Raw genomic sequence first — 17,484 nt, forward strand, 5'->3', positions numbered from 1 at the left:
GAGCAGACCCCACGCCGACCGAGGGCTTGGTCGTAACTGTGGATTCGCGGTCGCAGCTTGCGCAGCTCCTACGGGGGAACCGAGGCTTTCGCCATGAGGCGGGTTCGCGATCGCGACTCAGGACGCTCCTACCCCAAGGCTAAGCGTCAGGCGGGTTGCAGGTTGGCGTAGGCCAGCACCAGCCACTTGCTGCCGGCGTCGTCGAAGTTGACCTGCACGCGCGCGTGCGCGCCGGTGCCCTCGTAGTCCGTGACCGTGCCCGTGCCGAAGCTCGGGTGCCGCACCAGCGCGCCCAGGCGCACCGGCGGCGCCTCGGCCACCGCCGCATGGCCGTAGTCGCGACGCGGCTGGCCGCCGGGCACCGGGCGCGAGACCTGTACCTTCGGCCGCACCTCGTGCAACAGCGCCGGCGGAATCTCGCGCAGGAAGCGCGACGGCACCCCGTACATGTCCATGCCGTGGATGCGCCGGGTCTCGGCATAGCTCAGCACCAGCTTCTGCCGCGCGCGGGTGATGCCCACGTAGGCCAGGCGGCGCTCCTCTTCCAGTCGGCCGGATTCCTCGGTGGAGCGGTTGCTGGGGAACAGCCCCTCTTCCAGACCACCCAGGAACACCAGCGGGAACTCCAGGCCCTTGGCGCTGTGCAGGGTCATCAGCTGCACGCCGTCGTCGCCGGCCTGGGCCTGGCCCTCGCCCGCTTCGAGCGCGGCATAGCTGAGGAAGGCGATCAGCTCCGGCATCGCCGCCGCGTCGTCCTCGTCGCTGCGGGTGAAGCGCGAGGCCACCGAGACCAGTTCGTCCAGGTTGTCGGTGCGCGAATCCAGCTGACCGCGCGACTCGTTGGCGTAATGCTCGCGCAGGCCCGAACGCTGCAGCACGTGGTCGATCTTCTCCGGCAGCGGCATCGGCGCGAATTCGGCTTCGAGCTGATCGATCAGCGCGATGAAGCCGGCCAGGGCGTTGCGCGCGCGCGCGGCCAGCACGCTCTCGCCGGTCATCCAGCGCGCGGCCGTCCACAGCGGCGCGCCGTCGGCGCGCGCGCGTTTGCGCACTTCGTCCAGGGTGCGCTCGCCGATGCCGCGCGCCGGGGTGTTGACCGCGCGCTCGAAGGCGGCGTCGTCGGCGCGGTTGGCGACCAGGCGCAGGTAGGCCAGGGTGTCCTTGATTTCGGCGCGCTCGAAGAAGCGTTGGCCGCCGTAGACGCGGTAGGGCACCTGCTCGGACAGCAGCGCCTCTTCGTAGGCGCGCGACTGGGCGTTGCTGCGGTAGAGCACGGCGACCTCGCCGTAGCTGCCGCCGTCGCGCACCCATTGGCGCAGGCGCTCGACCACGAAACGCGCCTCGTCCATCTCGTTGTAGGCCGCGTACAGGTCGATGGGTTCGCCCTGGCCGGTGTCGGTCCACAGCTTCTTGCCCAGGCGGTCGGGGTTGTGGGCGATGACCGCGTTGGCCGCTTCCAGGATGTTGGCGCTGGAACGGTAGTTCTGCTCCAGGCGGATGGTCTGGGCACCCGGGAAGTCGCGCAGGAAGCGCTGCACGTTCTCGACCTTGGCGCCCCGCCAGCCGTAGATGGCCTGGTCGTCGTCGCCGACCACGAACACGTGGCCGGAATCGCCGGCCAGCACGCGCACGAAGGCGTACTGGATGGCGTTGGTGTCCTGGAATTCGTCGACCAGGATTTCGCGGAAGCGGTGGCGGTAATGCGCCAGCAGCGGCGGGTTGTCGCGCAGCAGTTCGTGCGCGCGCAGCAGCAGCTCGGCGAAATCGACCAGGCCGGCGCGCTCGCAGCGCTCCTGGTAGGCCTCGTAGGCGCGGCGCATCACGTCGGCCCAGGGGTCGGCGGCGGGCTGGATGTGCTCCGGCCGGCGGCCCTCGTCCTTCTGCGCGTTGATCCACCAGGCGATCTGCCGCGGCGGGAAGCGCGCCTCGTCCAGTTCCAGCGCCTGCACCACGCGCTTGACCAGGCGCAGCTGGTCGTCGCTGTCCAGCACCTGGAAACCCTCGGGCAGCCTGGCGTCCTGCCAGTGCAGGCGCAGCAGGCGGTGGGCCAGGCCGTGGAAGGTGCCGATCCACATGCCGCGCGCGCCATGGCGCAGCTGCAGGTCGACGCGGTTGCGCATCTCGCCGGCGGCCTTGTTGGTGAAGGTCACCGCCAGGATGCCGTGGGTGGGCACGCCGAAGACTTCGTTGAGCCAGGCGATGCGGTGGGTCAGGACCCGGGTCTTGCCCGAGCCGGCGCCGGCCAGGACCAGATAGTGGCCGGGGGCGGCCGATACGGCTTCGCGTTGGGCGGGATTGAGTGCGTCGAGCAGGTGCGATACGTCCATCCTTGTATTGTAACGGCCGCACCCGCGGGAACCTTGCCCGGGCCTGGACATCCAATACGCATGCGCCGCCCGCCCCGCTTGTTCACGATCGCCTGCGCGCTGGCCCTGTTGGCCGGTCCGCGCGCCCATGCCGACGACGCCGGTCCGGCGCGCACCCTGCACAGCGGCGGCAACGTCTTGCAGGTCAGCGTGGAAGGCGTGTCCGATCCCGAACGCGTGACCCTGCTGCAGCGCTGGCTGGCCGAATGCGCGGACGCCAGCCTGACCGCGTTCGGGCGCTATCCGCTGCGCACGGCGCGGGTGCGCATCCGCGAGATCGACAGCCGCGATCCCAGCCCGGTGCCCTGGGGCCAGACCCGCCGCGGCGACGGCGTGGCGGTGCTGCTGTACGTGCGCCGCGGCGCCAGCCTGGAACAACTGCGCGCCGACTGGACCGCGGTGCACGAGCTGTCGCACCTGTTCCACCCCTACCTGGGCCGCGAAGGCCGCTGGATGGCCGAGGGCCTGGCCAGCTACTACCAGAACGTGTTGCGCGCACGCGCCGGCTTGCTCACGCCGGAGCAGGCCTGGCGCCAGCTCGATGCCGGCTTCGGCCGCGGCCGCCGGGTCGGCGCGGGCGCGCCGCTGGACGAGCTGGGCCGCGGCGGCACCATGCGCGTGTACTGGGCGGGCGCGGCCTATTGGCTGGAGGCCGACCTGGCCCTGCGCGCGCGCGGACTGGACCTGGACACGCTGCTGTCGCGCTACGCCGCCTGCTGCCTGGACGCGACGGCCGACGACATGGACGCGATGACGCCGCAGCGCTTCGCCGCCGAACTCGACCGCCTGGGCGGCGACGGCGTGTTCGTGCGGCTGTATCGGCGCTATGCGAGCGCGCGCGAGTTTCCGGATCTGAGCGCGGCCTATGCCGCGCTGGGCCTGGACACCGACGCGGGTGGTTTGCGCTACTCGCCCGAGGCCGACGCGGTGCGCTTGCGCACGGCGATCATGGGGCCCAGGGCCAGCCGCGAACGGCGTTGAAAGCGCTGCGCGTAGCGGCGCCAGCATACGCACGAGTATCGCCGCGCGGCCGCGATGCGGTTCGCCTTTGCGCGCGCCGGGAGCGGTGTGCCGAGTGTGCCGAGGGTCTCAGCCCGGTTCGGCGCAAGCTCGCATCCGACGGCGCCGACGCGCGCGCGGCGGTGATAGATTGCAACGGTAGATGCGCTAGGCCATGGATTCGGCAGAGACGCCGCTGGCTGCCGGAACTGTCCACCACCCATAGCGGCATAGGACAAGGAGAGTTACAGATGCACAAGATCTTGCTCGGCGCGGCGATCGCACTGCTCGGCCTGGGAATGAGCTCCAGCGCGAACGCATGGCCGCCGCCGACCTACCCCTGCAACGCCAGCAACCAGGGCGCGCAGACCGCCACGCCGTTCGGCTCGGGCTACATCGTGTGGGAATGCGACGGCCAGAACTGGCAGTTCATGCTGCAGTACGTCTGCGATTCGCAGGGCAACAACTGCATTCCGCTGTAAGGCGGCGCCGGACGCAGAGGCCCGCGCCTCTGCGTCTTCGCTTGGGCCCGGGCGACTCAGTGCGCCTTGGCCGCCTTGGGCGCGTGCGCCATGACCTTGTCGGTCATCGCGATGCCGATCGCCGAAAGAATGAAGACCGTGTGGATGATGGTCTGCCACATCACGCCCAGCGAGCTGGACTTGGTGCAGGCCGCACCCAGGCCGGTCACGCCGGCGGCGGTCGCGTCGGCCACCATCTTCATCGCGGCCAGGCCTTCGGGGCTGCTGCACATCGGCAGGCCCAGATCGCCGGCGGCGATGAAGGTCTTGAGCAGGTGGATCGAGGAGATGCCGATGATCGCCATCGCCAGCTTGACCTTGAGCACCGAGGCGTTGACGTGGCTCAGCCACTCCGGCTGGTCCGGGTGCCCTTCCAGGCGCAGGCGCGAAACGAAGGTCTCGTAGCCGCCCACGATCACCATCACCAGCAGGTTGGAGATCATGACCACGTCGATCAGGCCCAGCACGATCAGCATGATCCCCTGCTCGTTCAGGGTGTTGGCGCCACCGATCAGATGCCACAGCTCCTTGAGGAACAGGAACACGTAAACGCCTTGGGCCACGATCAGGCCCAGGTACAGCGGCAGCTGCAGCCAGCGCGAACTGAAGATCAGGGCGGGCAGCGGATTGAGGCGTTCGGTACGCTCGATGGTCATGCGATGGCCTGGCGGGCGGGCTTAAAAGGCCGTCCAGGGTAACGGCGCGCCCATGACCGCGCCAAGTCGGGGCCTGAACGAAGCGTGCGGCGCGGTACCGGAACGGGCCATCGCCCGGCAGCCCGGACCGGCAAGCGGCACTGCGCTTACACTCGCCCTTCGTCCCCGCGCGGCCCGCCCATGATCGACCTGCACTACTGGCCCACGCCCAACGGCCACAAGATCACCCTGTTGCTGGAGGAGGCGGGCCTGGACTACCGCATCCTTCCCGTCGACATCGGCGCCGGCGACCAGTTCCGACCCGAATTCCTCGCCATTTCGCCGAACAACCGCATGCCGGCGATCGTCGACCATGCCCCGGCCGATGGCGGTGCGGCCATCAGCGTGTTCGAATCCGGCGCGATCCTGCAGTACCTGGCCGCCAAGATCGGCAAATACCGCCCGGCCGACCTGCGCGCGGGCGTGGAGACGGACGAGTGGCTGTTCTGGCAGGTCGGCGGCTACGGCCCCATGCTCGGCCAGAACCACCACTTCAACCGTTACGCGCCGGACAAGATTCCCTACGCGATCGACCGCTACCAGCGCGAGACCCAGCGCCTGTACGGCGTGCTCGACCGCCGCCTGGCCGGGCGCGACTACGTCGCCGGTGGCGAGTTGAGCATCGCCGACTTCGCCTGCCATCCCTGGGCGCACGCGCACGCCTGGCATTACACCGACCTGGCCGACTACCCCAACGTGCAGCGCTGGCACGACGCGCTGTACGCACGGCCCGCGTTCCAGCGCGCCTATGCGCTGGAGCAAACCTACCGTCCGTCTCGCGAACTCAACGACGAGGCGCGCAAGCACCTGTTCGGAACCCCGACCCGACCCGCATGAACACTCCCATCGTCCGCCGCGGCCTCGCCGCCTGCCTGTTGCTCGCCATGTCCCTGACCGCCGTCCCCGCATTGGCGCAGAGCGCGCCCGAAAAACTCACGCTCGAAGCCCTGGCCGGCGACGCGCCGCTGTCCGGCCCCAGCCTGACCAAGCCGCGCATCGCCCCCGACGGCAGCCGCGTGGGCTTCCTGCGCGGCAAGGAGCGCGACAAGAACCGCCTGGACCTGTGGGCCTACGACATCGCCAGCGGCAAGGCCACCTTGCTGGTGGATTCCGACGATGTGCTGCCGGGCGAGGAAGTGCTCAGCGATGCCGAAAAGGCGCGGCGCGAGCGCCAGCGCATTTCGGCGCTGTCGGGCATCGTCGATTACCAGTGGTCGCCCGACGGCAAGCGCCTGCTGTTCCCGCTGGGCGGCGAGCTCTATCTCTACGACCTGGAAAAGACCGGCAAGGCCGCGGTGCGCCAGCTCACCCACGGCGAAGGCTTCGCCACCGATCCCAAGCTGTCGCCGCAGGGCGGCTACGTCAGCTTCGTGCGCGACCGCAACCTTTGGGTGATCGACCTGGCCGACGGCCAGGCCGTGCAGCTGACCCGCGATGGCAGCCAGACCATCGGCAACGGCGTGGCCGAATTCGTCGCCGACGAGGAAATGGACCGCCACACCGGCTACTGGTGGGCGCCGGACGACTCGGCCATCGCCTATGCCCGCATCGACGAAGCGCCGGTGCCGGTGCAGAAGCGCTACGAGGTCTATCCCGACCGCACCGACGTGATCGAGCAGCGCTACCCGGCCGCGGGCGACCGCAACGTGCTGGTGCAGCTGGGCGTGATCGCGCCCAAGGGCGGCAAGACCCGCTGGATCGACCTGGGCAAGGACACCGACATCTACCTGGCGCGCGTGGACTGGCGCGATGCCCAGCGCCTGAGCTTCCAGCGCCAGAGCCGCGACCAGCACCGCCTGGACCTGATCGAGACCGACCTGCGCAGCGGCAAGCAGCGCACCCTGGTCACCGAGACCGCGCAGACCTGGGTGCCGCTGCACAACGACCTGCGCTTCCTCGACGACGGCCGCATCCTGTGGAGCAGCGAGCGCAGCGGTTACGAGCACCTGTACCTGCTGTCGGAGGACGGCTCCCAGGCCACCGCGCTGACCTCGGGCGACTGGCCGGTGGACAGCGTGCTGGCGGTGGACGAACGCGCCGGCCAGGTCTATTTCGCCGCCGGCAAGGACAGCCCGCTGGACGTGCAGGTCTACCGCGTGGCGCTGGCCGGCGGCGCGATCGAACGCCTGTCCAAGGCCGACGGCATGCACAGCGCCAGCTTCGCCCGCAACGCCAGCGTCTACGTCGACAGCTGGTCCAACCCGTCCACGCCGCCGCAGCTGGAGCTGTACCGCAACGACGGCAGCCGCATCGCCGCGCTGATCGACAACGATCCGGCCGACGCCAAGCATCCGTATGCGCGCTACCGCCAGGCGCACCGCCCGATCGAGTTCGGCACCGTGGACGCCGCCGATGGCAAGACCCAACTGCAATACAGCCTGATCAAGCCCGACGGCTTCGACCCGAGCAAGCGCTACCCGGTGGTGGTCAACGTCTACGGCGGCCCGGCCTCGCAGACGGTCAAGCGCAACTGGGCGCCGGACTTCAATCAGTACCTGGCGCAGCACGGCTACGTGGTGTTCTCGCTGGACAACCGCGGCACGCCGCGACGCGGCGCGGCCTTCGGCGGCGCGCTGTACGGCAAGCAGGGCACGGTGGAAGTGGCCGACCAGCTCAAGGGCGTGCAATGGCTGAAGTCGCAGCCCTGGGTCGACGGCGCGCGCATCGGCGTGTACGGCTGGTCCAACGGCGGCTACATGACCCTGATGCTGCTGGCCAAGGCCAGCGACGCCTACGCCTGCGGCGTGGCCGGCGCGCCGGTCACCGACTGGGCGCTGTACGACACCCACTACACCGAGCGCTACATGAACCTGCCCGACCGCAACGTGGACGGTTACCGCGAAGCGCGCGTGCTCGAACACGTCGACGGCCTGCGCTCCAAGCTGCTGCTGATCCACGGCATGGCCGACGACAACGTGCTGTTCAGCAACTCCACCGTGCTGATGAGCGCGCTGCAGCAACGCGGCCAGCCGTTCGAGCTGATGACCTACCCGGGCGCCAAGCACAGCCTCAAGGGCAAGGACAATCTGCACCGCATGCGCATCACCGAGAGCTTCTTCGGCCGCTGCCTGAAGCCGTGATCCCGGCGCCGCGCATCGCCCTGGCCATGGCGGCGCTGGTTTGCGCCGCCTGGCCTGCGCGGGCGCAGGACGGCGCCGAATCGCAGGCGCGCGCGCTGGCGCACGCGCGCCTGGTGGCCTCGCCGTACAAGATGTCCGAGCGAGCGCGCAGCGGCCGCATCCGCTACCTGCTGGAATTCGAGCCGGCGCTGGCCTGGGCCTGGCCCAGCACCGGCGAGCAGCGCGTGCGCATGCGCGACGCCGCCGACGCGCGCGCCCTGATCGACGTGTGCGCCGATTGCGGCGACGAGGCCGCACCGGATGCGGCCGAATTGCAACGCTACCTCCAGCCCAATGCATGGGTCGACAGCGATCACCCGCAGGTGCGCGCGTTCGCGCGAGCGCATGCGCGCGGCAGCGGCACCGAGCGGCGCATGCGCCTGCTGGTCGAGGCGGTGCAGCGGCACATGAACGGGCCCATCGCCTATAGCGGCTATCTCAGCGCCTCGCAGGCACTGGACACGCGCGGCGGCGACTGCACCGAATTCGCGGTGCTGCTGGCCGCCCTGGCGCGCGCATCGGGCATCCCCGCGCGCGCGGCCTACGGCATGGCCTATTCCAGCCGCTTCACCGGCGAGAGCCACGTGTTCGGTCCGCACCTGTGGGTGCAGGCATGGAACGGCCGGCGCTGGGTCAGCTACGACGCCGGCCTGGGCCGTTTCGACGCCGGCCACATCGCCCTGCGCGTGGGCGACGGTTCGCCGCGCGATGCCGACGGCGTGATGGCGGCGTTGGGGCGGCTGAAGGTGCGCGACGCGGCAGGCCTGCAAAGCGAAAGCGCAACACAGCCGTAGGGTGTGGCGAGCCGAAGGCGAACGCACCGCCGCGCATGCTTCGCAAGCACGCGATGGTGCGCCTGTCACCGCATCCTATTGCTCGGGCGTTGCGTTCCGTTCGACCGAGGCGATCGCGGACTCCAAAGCATTCGCATCGCGCTGCGGTAGCTCAGGCAAATCGCGGTCGTCGGCCCACTGCGCATCGCCCGGGTCGCTGACGCCGCCCATGACCAAAATCTCGTGCAACTCCTCGGGCTCGCATTCCTTGCCCTGCTGTTCTGCCGGCAGCAAGGATGCGGCCGGCACCGGCGAGGCATTCGCCTCGGTCGCCAACGGCAACGCCGGCGGATCGGCCGCGAACGCACCGCCCGAGACCAGGGTGGCGGCGATGGCGATGCCGAAACCCACGCCGCGGCGCGCGGCTGGTGCGGGGCGCTTGTAGGACACGCAGATCTTGCCGCTGGCGCTGTCCAGCAGCGCGCGGCGCTGCGCATCGTCCAGCGCGTCCAGGGCGTGGACGTGGCGTTCGCAATGACCGCAGTAGCCGGACAGCCGGCGCTGCTCGTCGATGCCCAGTGGGCAAGGCGTGTCGATCCTAGGCACCAGCGCCATGGCGTTCCCCTTGTCGGCCTGCGTGTCGGCCTGTGCCGCCGTTGTAGCACGCGGCCGGCCGCCGCGCGACGCGTGCTTGGCGGCGGCGACAGCGCCGCCGATACTGGCCGTACCCGTCCCGCCGGAAACCGCCATGACCGCCGTGCCGCCGCCGCTGCCCCAACGCGACTGGGCGCAACGCAACCGCGCCTGGTTCCTGCCGCTGCTGGTGGTGCTGGGCCTGGCGCTGACGGTGGGCTTCGTCTACGGCATCTTCTCGCTGGTGGTCGGGCAGATGAAGTCGCACCCGGCCTATATCGAGGCCCTGGCGCGCACCCGCGGCAATGCGCAGGCGGTGGCCGCGCTGGGGCTGCCGATCGAGGAACCATGGATGGTCATGGGCAGCGTGGCGGGCGGCGCCAAGCGCGGCTCGGCCCACCTGCAGATCCCGCTGACCGGGCCCAAGGGCGCGGGCACGGTGTACGTGGACGCCACGCGCGAAAGCGGCGCCGACTGGGTCTACCACCGCATGGACCTGCGCCTGAAGGACGGCCGCGAGATCGTGCTGATCAAGCCTGCGCCGGAGACCGAAGGCGAGGACGAAGAGACCGCGGCCGGCTGCGAGGACCCGCGTTTGGACGACGAGACCGCGACCGCCGCCTCGGGCTCGTGACCTACGGCGCATGCCCGCCCCCGGCCGGGCGCCTAAGGTCGGCGGACCTCCCAGCCACCGACCCGGACCGATGAAGACCCTCGCCCTAGCGATTTCCCTGGCGCTGCTCGCGCCCAGCGCGGCGTTCGCCGCCCAGGCCGCGGCCAAGCCCGCCGCCGCGACCACCCGCCCGGTACCGGCGTGGGTGACCCAGAGCAATGAGTACGCGCACATCCTGCTCAAGGCGCAGGGCGAGTTCGCGCCCGAGACCATGTCCTTCTTCGGCGTGCCCGGCTTCGACGAGCGGGTGACCGACCTGGGCCCGGACAACGGCGCGCGTTTCCGCGCCGCCATGGCCAAGGGCCGCGACGCGCTGCGCGAGAAGCTGCAGTTGGAGCGCGATCCCAACGTGCGCCAGGACCTGGAGATCATGATCGCCGCCGCCGACCAGAACATCGCCGGCAGCGAACTCAACGAACGCCTGACCCTGCCCTGGACCGACGCGCCGCAGCTGGTGTTCCAGGGCATGCGCGGCCTGCTCTCCGACCAGACCCCGCCGGAGCGCCGCGCGCGCGCGCTGCAGCGCCTGAAGAACTACGTGGGCCAGGGCGCCGGCGGCACCCCGATCACCGTGCTCGCGCGCCAGCGCTACGAGGAGCGCGCCACCGACCCGGCCAAGCTGCGCCCGACCAAGCTGGAAGTGGAGCAGGCGCTGGGCAACATCGAGACCTACTCGGCCGGCATCCGCAAACTGTTCGAGAAGTACAAGATCGCCGGCGCCGAGCCGGCGCTGGCGGCCATGGACCAGCAGTTCAAGGACTACGCCGCCTGGGCCCGCGCCCAGGTGCTGCCGCAGGCGCGCACCGACAACCGCCTGCCGCCGGAGCTGTACGCCTTCGGCCTGCAGCAGTTCGGCATCGACATCGACCCGCAGCTGCTGATCCGCCGCGCCCAGGTCGAATTCATGGAAACCCGCGCGGCCATGCGCCAGCTCGCGCCGCTGGTGGCGCAGGCCAAGGGCCTGAACGTGGCCGACCCGCACGACTACGTGGCGGTGATCCGCGCGCTCAAGCTCAAGTCGATTCCCAACGACCAGCTCGAAGCGCGCTACCGCACCGTGATCGACGCGATCGACCCGATCATCCGCAAGGAGAAGATCGTCGACGTGCCGCAGCGGCCGATGATCATGCGCCTGGGCACCGAGGCCGAATCGGCCGCGCAGCCGGCGCCGCACTTCCTGCCCGCGCCGCTGGTGGGCAACACCGGCCAGCAGGGCCAGTTCGTGCTGCCCATCGCCGTGCCCAACCCCGACGGCAGCGCGCTGCAGTACGACGACTTCAACTTCGACTCGGTGGCCTGGACCCTGTCGGCGCACGAAGGCCGCCCCGGCCACGAACTGCAGTTCACCGCCATGGTCGAGCGCGGCATCTCGCTGGCCCGCACCATGTTCGCGTTCAACTCGGTCAACGTCGAAGGCTGGGCGCTGTACGCCGAGGCCGAGATGGTTCCCTACGAGCCGCTGGACGGCCAGCTGATCGCGCTGCAGTTCCGCCTGATGCGCGCCGCGCGCGCCATGCTCGATCCCATGCTCAACCTGGGCCTCACCGACCGCGACCGCGCCGGCAAGGTGCTGACCGAACAGGTCGGCCTGTCGCCGGCGATGACCAAGCAGGAGCTGGACCGCTACACCTTCAACTCTCCCGGCCAGGCCGGCAGCTACTTCTACGGCTACAGCCGGATCCTGGAGCTGCGCATGGAAACCGAGCTGGCGCTGGGCGACCGGTTCGACCGCCTGGCGTTCAACAACTTCCTGCTCGACCAGGGCCTGCTGCCGCCCGACCAGCTGGCCAAGGCGGTGCGCGAGGTGTTCGTTCCGGCGCAGCGCAAGCGCTGATCGCCCGCGATGACGACGGGCCGGAGCGCTGCGCTCCGGCCCGTCTTGCTTTCAAGGTGGTGCGGGCGCCTCGATGCGCACGCGCGCGGCGTCGGTATTGGCGCGGGTGGCCGCACCGTACATCAGTTCCAGCCGCGCCGGCGCGGCCAGATAGTCGCCGCCGTTGCCGGCCACGGCGAAGTAATGCAGCTCGTGCCGCCCCGGCGGCAGTTCTTCGGCGTAGAAGCGCGGGCTGCGCGGGTCCAGGCGGCGGGTACCGAACCAATAACTGCCTTCGTCGGACACTTGCTCGAGATCCAGCCCGGCCACGCCGTTAAGGCGCAGATCGGTGGGACGCAGGCCGCCGGGCACCTCGTCGGTGATGGCGACGAAATGGCGCGTGGCGCTGTTGTGCACGACCAGGGTGATGCGCACCCAATCACCGGCGCGCAGCGACGATTGCGCCAGCGGCCGCCACTGGCCGCCACGCAAGACCGCGTAACGCCGATCCAGGCCCAGACCGACAGCGGCGGCGCGGGCGACACGCGCGTCTTCGCGGTACTCGACGCTGGCCACGTAGCTCACCGGCGTAGCGTCCTGGGCGCCGCCCACCAGGCGCAGCTGCGCGCCGGCGGGAGCAGGCGCCGACCACTGCGTCTGCGTGTCGCCCGCCGCCATCCGCAGCTCGCCGCGCTCGGCCCCTACGCTGGCGGCGACCGCGTAGGCCTGCGCCGGCGGCGAGCCGGCCGGTTCGTGCAAGGCGATCAGGCAAGTGGCGCCGCTCTGGGTGTCCAAGGCGTCCGACCCTCCGGCATGCAGATCGGTAAGACCGGCGATCAGCTCGCGCCGCACCGCCGGCGCGGCCAGGTCCGGGTGGTCGCGCAGCAGTTCGATCAACGCGCATTGCTCGCGCTGGTCGGAACTCATCCAGCGGTCATAGGCGCCGGCGTGGACCTTGCGTGCCGATCCGCGCGCAGGCGCCAGGCTCAGCACCCGGGTCATCGCTTCCTTGGCCTGCGGCCGGCGCTGCTGCGCCAAGCCGCGCAGCAGGGCGATCTGCGCCGGCGGCGACAAGTCCTGCCAGCGCACCCATAAGGCATCCAGGTCCACGCCGCGCACCTTGGCGCCCGCGCCGGCGGCGAACGCGGCACGGTTCGCCGCTTCGTTGAGGTCGGCGCTGGAGGACTTGGCGCCATGTTGCGCGGCCTGCTGGCTCAAGAAATCCTGCGCGCTGTCCAGCAGCCGCGGCGACACCGCGTAGCCCAATGCCTGCAGACGTTGCAGCGCCTCCACGCTGTATGCGGTCAGCGCGACCTGCGGACGCGCGGCGGGATCGTCTTCCAGGTTCAGGCTATAGCGCTCCGGATTCTCGGTGAAGTAGCGGAAACCGCCGTCGCCGTTCTGGAACACGGCGGCATTGTCCAGCGCTTCGCGCACCACGGCCTGGGCCTGCGGCCATTGCGCGCCGCCGTCGCGCTCCAGGGCCAGGGCGGCGGCGACGGCGCGGCTGAGGATCTGCTCCCAGCAGCGGTGCGGGTAGTCGCGCAGGTCCGCCGTCCAGCGCTCGAGCAGGGCACCGTTGCCGCGATGCAGGTTCAGGCGCAGCGTGGCGTCGCGAGCGCTCGGCGGCAGCGTGGGCAACGGCAGATTCGATTCGCCTGCGCCGATCCAACCGGTTTGCATGCGCCGCCCCGGAATCCAGGGCGAGGCCACCTCGATCTGGGCGGCGACCGCGTCGTGCTGCTCGCCTGCCTCGACCTCGGCCGTGGCCAGCACTGGACTGGGCTCGCTCGCGGCGATCTCCATCGACAGGCCCGCTTCGCCGCGCGGCGCGAGCGCGATGCCACGCTCGACCTGCTGGCTGCGATCGCCTTGCGTTTTCAAGCGGGCGATCGCCCGCAGCGACTGCACGCCGGTCTGGCGCAGATTGGCGCCCAGGCGCGCGCGGTCGCCGGGATAGAGTCGTACGGGCGCTTGCACACGCGCCTCCAACGGCAGGCCGGCTTCCAGCGTGGCCTGCGCCATCTGGAAATCGTGGTCCTCACCCGCGCTCCAGGCCACCGCGCGCCAGCGGGTCAGGTTGTCCGGCAGGCTCAGTTCGATCCGGCGGCTCTCGCCGGGTGCCAGCATCAGGGAAGGCTGCCAGATCACGGTATCGGCGAAGCGCGTGCGCACCCGCGCGATGGTGCGCGCCAGATTCTGCGCGGCCTGGCGCGCGCCGACATCGGCCCGGCCTTGGCCGCTGCTGAAGATATCGGCCAGGTTGATGCGCGAGCCGGTGACCTCGATGCGGTCCAGAGCCGTTCCTTCCGCCTCTCCGTTCCGCGAGTAGGCGATTTCGAAAAAGTCCCGCCCCTTCGGCTCATCAGCACCAGGTGCATCCGATTCTTGCGGCCAAGGCAGATGGAAGCTCCAGGCGTGAGCGCTCCAGTTCATGAAGGACGCCAGCGACAGGCCTTCCCGCACTGCGTCCAAGCCACCGAGCCAGCGCTTGCCTTGCGGGTCGAAACCGCTCCATTCCTCGCCGGCCAAGGCGCGCAGCGCGTCGTCCAGGACCGTTAACGTGGCCACCCGTGCTTGCGCGCTGTCGTTGCGCAGCATCAGGGCGACCGCCTGGCCGGGGCGCGCCGCATCGCGCTCGAAATGCAGCGACAGCGCGGGCGCGGGCGCAGGCGGCACAGGCAGGTCGACCTCCGCGTGCGCGGTCGTGCGTGCCGGCGGGTGGCGATAACCGTCTTCGACCCGCCCCGCACTCTCCGTCGCGTCCAGCAGATGAGCGGTGACCTGCACATTGGCGACGCCGCTGTCGCCCACGGCCACGCTCAACACGCCTTCCGGCTCGTCCATGCGCTGCACGCGATGGCTGAGGATGCGGTCTCCGTCGTGCACGACCAGCAGCACCTGGGCGCTACGGTAGGGTTGGCTCAGTTGCAGCTGCGCGTTGGCGTCCGATCCGTCCGGCGGTTGCGCCAGGCGCAACTCCGCTTTCGGCGGCGATTCGGTGTCGGCGTACGCCCCGCTCCACACATAGCGCCGCAACTCGGCCGGCGCCGCATCGCCGCTGCGCGCGAGCAGGCGATAGACGCCACGTCGCTTATGTTCGAAATCGCAAACCGCGGAACGGCGAACGCTCAGGCTGCAGCGGTGCAGCACCGGCGCATCGGCGGCCTCGCCGTAGCGCACTTCGACCTCGATAGGCGCATCGGCGAGCTCGCGGCCTTCGGCATCGATCACCACGCCCTCCAGCTTCACTGGCGTATTCGGGTCCAGCGACCAGGTCGAGTCGGTGCGCAAGCCGACGTAGCGGGCGTAATGCGCATAGCGCGCTTCGACCGCATTGCTGGCCGTGCCTTCGCGCTCGCTGGGATATACGCCGGCGGTAAGCCGGAAGCGACCGAACGCCGGTAGCCGGTCGGTCTCGGGATCGCGCAAATCGAAATTCGCCGGAACGCGCAGGCGTAACCGTCCCTGCGCATCGGTACGCCCATGCACGGGACGGTCGCCCTGACCGACCAGGCCGATGCCGCCGTCGGCGGCGTCCGTGTGCACGTCGACGAACCGGTAGCCGCCGTATTGGGGATAGGCTTGTTCCAGCGGCAGCGCCGTCAGCATGCCGACGACGTCGCGCACCTGCGCGCCCACCGCGACCCCGCCGGAGTAGTACCCGGCCTCGAGCTCGACCTCGAATACCGAGCCGTCGCGCAGCACCCGGTCCTCGGCCTTGGCCTGAGCCCACAGGTCCTGCGCACGGTAGGTGCCGACGAAGAAGCACGCGCCCTGCCCGGTGCCGCCGCCGTAACGTTCGGGCACACCGATGCAGTAGTAGTCGTCGGGCAGGTGCACCGGCAACACCAATTCCCCCTGATAGGCGCCGTCCGCTTCCGGCCTGAGCTCCCAGTCCAGCACCGTTTGCAAGCCGGAGCCCAACTGCAATCGTTGCGGCACCGGCGCCGTGTCGCGCAGCACCGTGCCGTCCAGTTCGCGCGCCCAGATCCGATAGCGCACGGTCTCGCCAGCGCGGTACAGCGGCTTGTCGGCCACGCCCCAAAGCCGGCGTTGTGCGGGCAGGCCCAGCCGCTGGTACCAGCCGCTCGTCTCGCCCATCGGCAACACCGCGCGCGTCGCGGTGCGCCCGTCACCGTCGGTCGCGCGCACCCACCAGCTGGCTGGATTGCCGGCGGAATCGCGTTCTTCCAGCCTTGTATCGCTGCGCAGGCGCAGGCGCACGGTGCCGTCGGCCGCGGCTGTGCCGGTCGCCACCGCCCTCGGCTCAAGGCGGGCGCCTTGACTCAGCAGTAGCTCGACGCGGACGCCGGCGACCGGCTCGCCCCGATGCCAACGCGTGGCCCATACCAGGACTTCGCGCCGGCCGGCGACCGCATACAAATCGAATGCCGGCGCCGCGAAGCTGGCCGATCCACTTCGGCCCGAGTCGGTGATTACCTGCCACTGAGTCCAACCGCCCTGGGCCAGGACGCGCGAGGCCGATGCGGAGCGCATCGGCGACGATGCGTCGGCCCGCGCTGTAGGCATCGGCACGATCTGCGTGCCGGCCTCGTCTCCGATGGCCAGTACGCGTACCTGCGCCCGATCCGCGTTGGCGGCTTGAATCAAGTCGGGTGGCCGGCGGCCATCGGCGATCAGACCCAAACCGTAGCGCGCGTTCAGCGAAGGCCGATAGCCAAGCGTGCGGATGCGCAGTTGTACGGGTGGTAAAACGCTGCCATCGTCATCGGAACGTATCTGGTCCAGCGCGATGGCGTATTCGCGGTGGGCGGCCGTCAACGCGAGGGCGGCCGCATGCCCCTGCCGGCGACGCGGCGCCGTAGGCCCGGCGTCGAATCGCGAGGCGCCGTGTTCGTATACCACTTCCAGTTCCGGAGCCGCGCTGGCCTGAGCCGGCAAGCGCGCCGACCAGGCCGTCAGGTCGACCTTCCGCCAGGGGTGCGAAAACACCAGCCTCACCGCCTCGTTGGGCAGGCATTCGATGTCCAACCGGCCGTCCTTGGGCACCGCCAGAGAGTTGCCATCAGGCCCGTTGCAGACCACGCCGCGCAAGCGGAAGGATTCGTTGAGCACTGCCCGCAGCAACTCCCGGCCCTGCTTACCGGCCAACGGCCCGCGCGGGCTGCGCAGGCCCTCGCGATAAGACAATTGCACCAAGGCGTCGGGCGCGGTCACCGAAGACAGATCGAGCTCGTAGCGGTCGGCAGCCTCCGCGACCGGCCGCAGCGCCGGCAACGGCTGCGGCCGCCCGTCCACTCGCAGTTCCAGCACCTGCGCCACTTGCTGCGCGGTGCTGCCGGCGTTGACGCGGAGCGTGACTTTGAAGCCATCCTCGTGCCATTGCCCGGAGTCGCTACTCAAGTTGGGCCGCTCGTATTCGACGTCCAGCGCCTGCGCCGCCAGTCGATCGCCGTCCTCGGTGCGCAGACCGGCACCAATGCGAACGCGGTAGGCGGTGGCTTCCGTGGGCTTGTGGCCGTCCAGAAACCGGCAGGCGATCGTTGCACTCCCGCCCCAAGCGCAGCGCATCGGCAGAGCCGGCTCGATCGACACCTGATCGCCGGGCACCGCGTTCTCCCAGTTCTGCATGGTCCGGTCGAAGTCGATCAGCAGTTCGTCTTCGTCGATCTCGGCCTCGATCTCGACCGGTTCCGGCCCTTCCGCGGCGCTCCCCCGGGCATGGGCGGCCCACGCCGTAGCGGCCATGAGCGCGATCACCAGCCACCGCACCGCCGTCCCGTACTTGCGCATGCCTTACTCCCCCAGGTTCGCCGGCATGATGGTTGGGAACGTCCGGGCTTGCCAATCGGGGCTAGGGTTCCTGCGCCAGGACGGGGCCATGCGGCGACGACGCCGCGATGGCGATACCGCGACCGTCGTCGCGAC

General features: G+C 70.2%; 11 protein-coding genes. 7 read left to right on the forward strand and 4 right to left on the reverse strand.

Translation table 11 applies throughout. The annotated features are described in order from the left end of the window. Window positions 1-146: 146 nt before the first annotated feature. The gene (gene uvrD, locus DX914_RS15245) at window positions 147-2,327 is read right to left on the reverse strand and encodes a DNA helicase II (protein ID WP_115860302.1); all 2,181 of its coding nucleotides are present in this window, start codon (window positions 2,325-2,327) and stop codon (window positions 147-149) included. A 60-nt stretch (window positions 2,328-2,387) separates the two neighbouring features. Here uvrD and DX914_RS15250 point away from each other — a divergent pair, with 60 nt between their 5' ends. Together DX914_RS15250 and DX914_RS15255 are read left to right on the forward strand one after the other, a co-directional pair. After that, window positions 2,388-3,347 (forward strand): M61 family metallopeptidase, encoded by a 960-nt coding sequence (locus DX914_RS15250; RefSeq protein ID WP_115860304.1) that lies wholly within the window; start codon window positions 2,388-2,390, stop codon window positions 3,345-3,347. A 269-nt stretch (window positions 3,348-3,616) separates the two neighbouring features. Beyond that, on the forward strand, window positions 3,617-3,847 hold the full coding sequence (locus DX914_RS15255; RefSeq protein ID WP_115860306.1) for a hypothetical protein: 231 nt from the start codon (window positions 3,617-3,619) through the stop codon (window positions 3,845-3,847). A gap of 56 nt (window positions 3,848-3,903) precedes the next feature. Here the strand turns inward: DX914_RS15255 and DX914_RS15260 are convergent, their stop codons facing one another. Next, window positions 3,904-4,542 (reverse strand): TIGR00645 family protein, encoded by a 639-nt coding sequence (locus tag DX914_RS15260; protein WP_115860308.1) that lies wholly within the window; start codon window positions 4,540-4,542, stop codon window positions 3,904-3,906. 180 nt (window positions 4,543-4,722) lie between these two features. Between DX914_RS15260 and DX914_RS15265 the strand changes: the two genes are divergently transcribed. The 3 genes from DX914_RS15265 to DX914_RS15275 are packed head-to-tail and all read left to right on the forward strand — an operon-like array spanning window position 4,723 to window position 8,494. Then, window positions 4,723-5,418 (forward strand): glutathione binding-like protein, encoded by a 696-nt coding sequence (locus DX914_RS15265; RefSeq protein WP_115860310.1) that lies wholly within the window; start codon window positions 4,723-4,725, stop codon window positions 5,416-5,418. Between the two features lie 47 nt (window positions 5,419-5,465). Further along, window positions 5,466-7,661 (forward strand): S9 family peptidase, encoded by a 2,196-nt coding sequence (locus DX914_RS15270; RefSeq protein WP_196778952.1) that lies wholly within the window; start codon window positions 5,466-5,468, stop codon window positions 7,659-7,661. Beyond that, entirely contained in the window at window positions 7,658-8,494 is an 837-nt protein-coding gene (locus tag DX914_RS15275) for a transglutaminase-like domain-containing protein (protein ID WP_115860314.1), read from the forward strand. The genes DX914_RS15270 and DX914_RS15275 overlap by 4 nt, the downstream gene beginning before the upstream one ends. Before the next feature lie 75 nt (window positions 8,495-8,569). Here the strand turns inward: DX914_RS15275 and DX914_RS20085 are convergent, their stop codons facing one another. Then, on the reverse strand, window positions 8,570-9,088 hold the full coding sequence (locus tag DX914_RS20085; RefSeq protein WP_147300696.1) for a hypothetical protein: 519 nt from the start codon (window positions 9,086-9,088) through the stop codon (window positions 8,570-8,572). 133 nt (window positions 9,089-9,221) lie between these two features. Between DX914_RS20085 and DX914_RS15285 the strand changes: the two genes are divergently transcribed. Both DX914_RS15285 and DX914_RS15290 read left to right on the forward strand, forming a co-directional pair. Next, window positions 9,222-9,740 carry a cytochrome c oxidase assembly factor Coa1 family protein gene (locus DX914_RS15285; protein WP_158549346.1) on the forward strand — a complete coding sequence of 173 codons (519 nt, stop codon included), beginning with the start codon at window positions 9,222-9,224 and terminating at the stop codon, window positions 9,738-9,740. 70 nt (window positions 9,741-9,810) lie between these two features. Continuing rightward, window positions 9,811-11,613: a DUF885 domain-containing protein gene (locus DX914_RS15290; RefSeq protein ID WP_115860320.1), complete on the forward strand. Its 1,803-nt coding sequence runs from the start codon at window positions 9,811-9,813 to the stop codon at window positions 11,611-11,613. Between the two features lie 51 nt (window positions 11,614-11,664). Here the strand turns inward: DX914_RS15290 and DX914_RS15295 are convergent, their stop codons facing one another. Beyond that, on the reverse strand, window positions 11,665-17,349 hold the full coding sequence (locus DX914_RS15295) for an alpha-2-macroglobulin family protein (RefSeq protein WP_115860322.1): 5,685 nt from the start codon (window positions 17,347-17,349) through the stop codon (window positions 11,665-11,667). Window positions 17,350-17,484 lie beyond the last annotated feature (135 nt).

Source organism: Lysobacter silvisoli (assembly GCF_003382365.1).
Lineage (GTDB): Bacteria > Pseudomonadota > Gammaproteobacteria > Xanthomonadales > Xanthomonadaceae > Lysobacter > Lysobacter silvisoli.

Coding starts and splice junctions, on each gene's coding strand:
- uvrD (WP_115860302.1), bottom strand. CDS start 2,327: ATGGACGTATCGCACCTGCTCGACGCACTCAATCCCGCCCAACGCGAA.
- DX914_RS15250 (WP_115860304.1), top strand. CDS start 2,388: ATGCGCCGCCCGCCCCGCTTGTTCACGATCGCCTGCGCGCTGGCCCTG.
- DX914_RS15255 (WP_115860306.1), top strand. CDS start 3,617: ATGCACAAGATCTTGCTCGGCGCGGCGATCGCACTGCTCGGCCTGGGA.
- DX914_RS15260 (WP_115860308.1), bottom strand. CDS start 4,542: ATGACCATCGAGCGTACCGAACGCCTCAATCCGCTGCCCGCCCTGATC.
- DX914_RS15265 (WP_115860310.1), top strand. CDS start 4,723: ATGATCGACCTGCACTACTGGCCCACGCCCAACGGCCACAAGATCACC.
- DX914_RS15270 (WP_196778952.1), top strand. CDS start 5,466: ATGTCCCTGACCGCCGTCCCCGCATTGGCGCAGAGCGCGCCCGAAAAA.
- DX914_RS20085 (WP_147300696.1), bottom strand. CDS start 9,088: ATGGCGCTGGTGCCTAGGATCGACACGCCTTGCCCACTGGGCATCGAC.
- DX914_RS15285 (WP_158549346.1), top strand. CDS start 9,222: ATGACCGCCGTGCCGCCGCCGCTGCCCCAACGCGACTGGGCGCAACGC.
- DX914_RS15290 (WP_115860320.1), top strand. CDS start 9,811: ATGAAGACCCTCGCCCTAGCGATTTCCCTGGCGCTGCTCGCGCCCAGC.
- DX914_RS15295 (WP_115860322.1), bottom strand. CDS start 17,349: ATGCGCAAGTACGGGACGGCGGTGCGGTGGCTGGTGATCGCGCTCATG.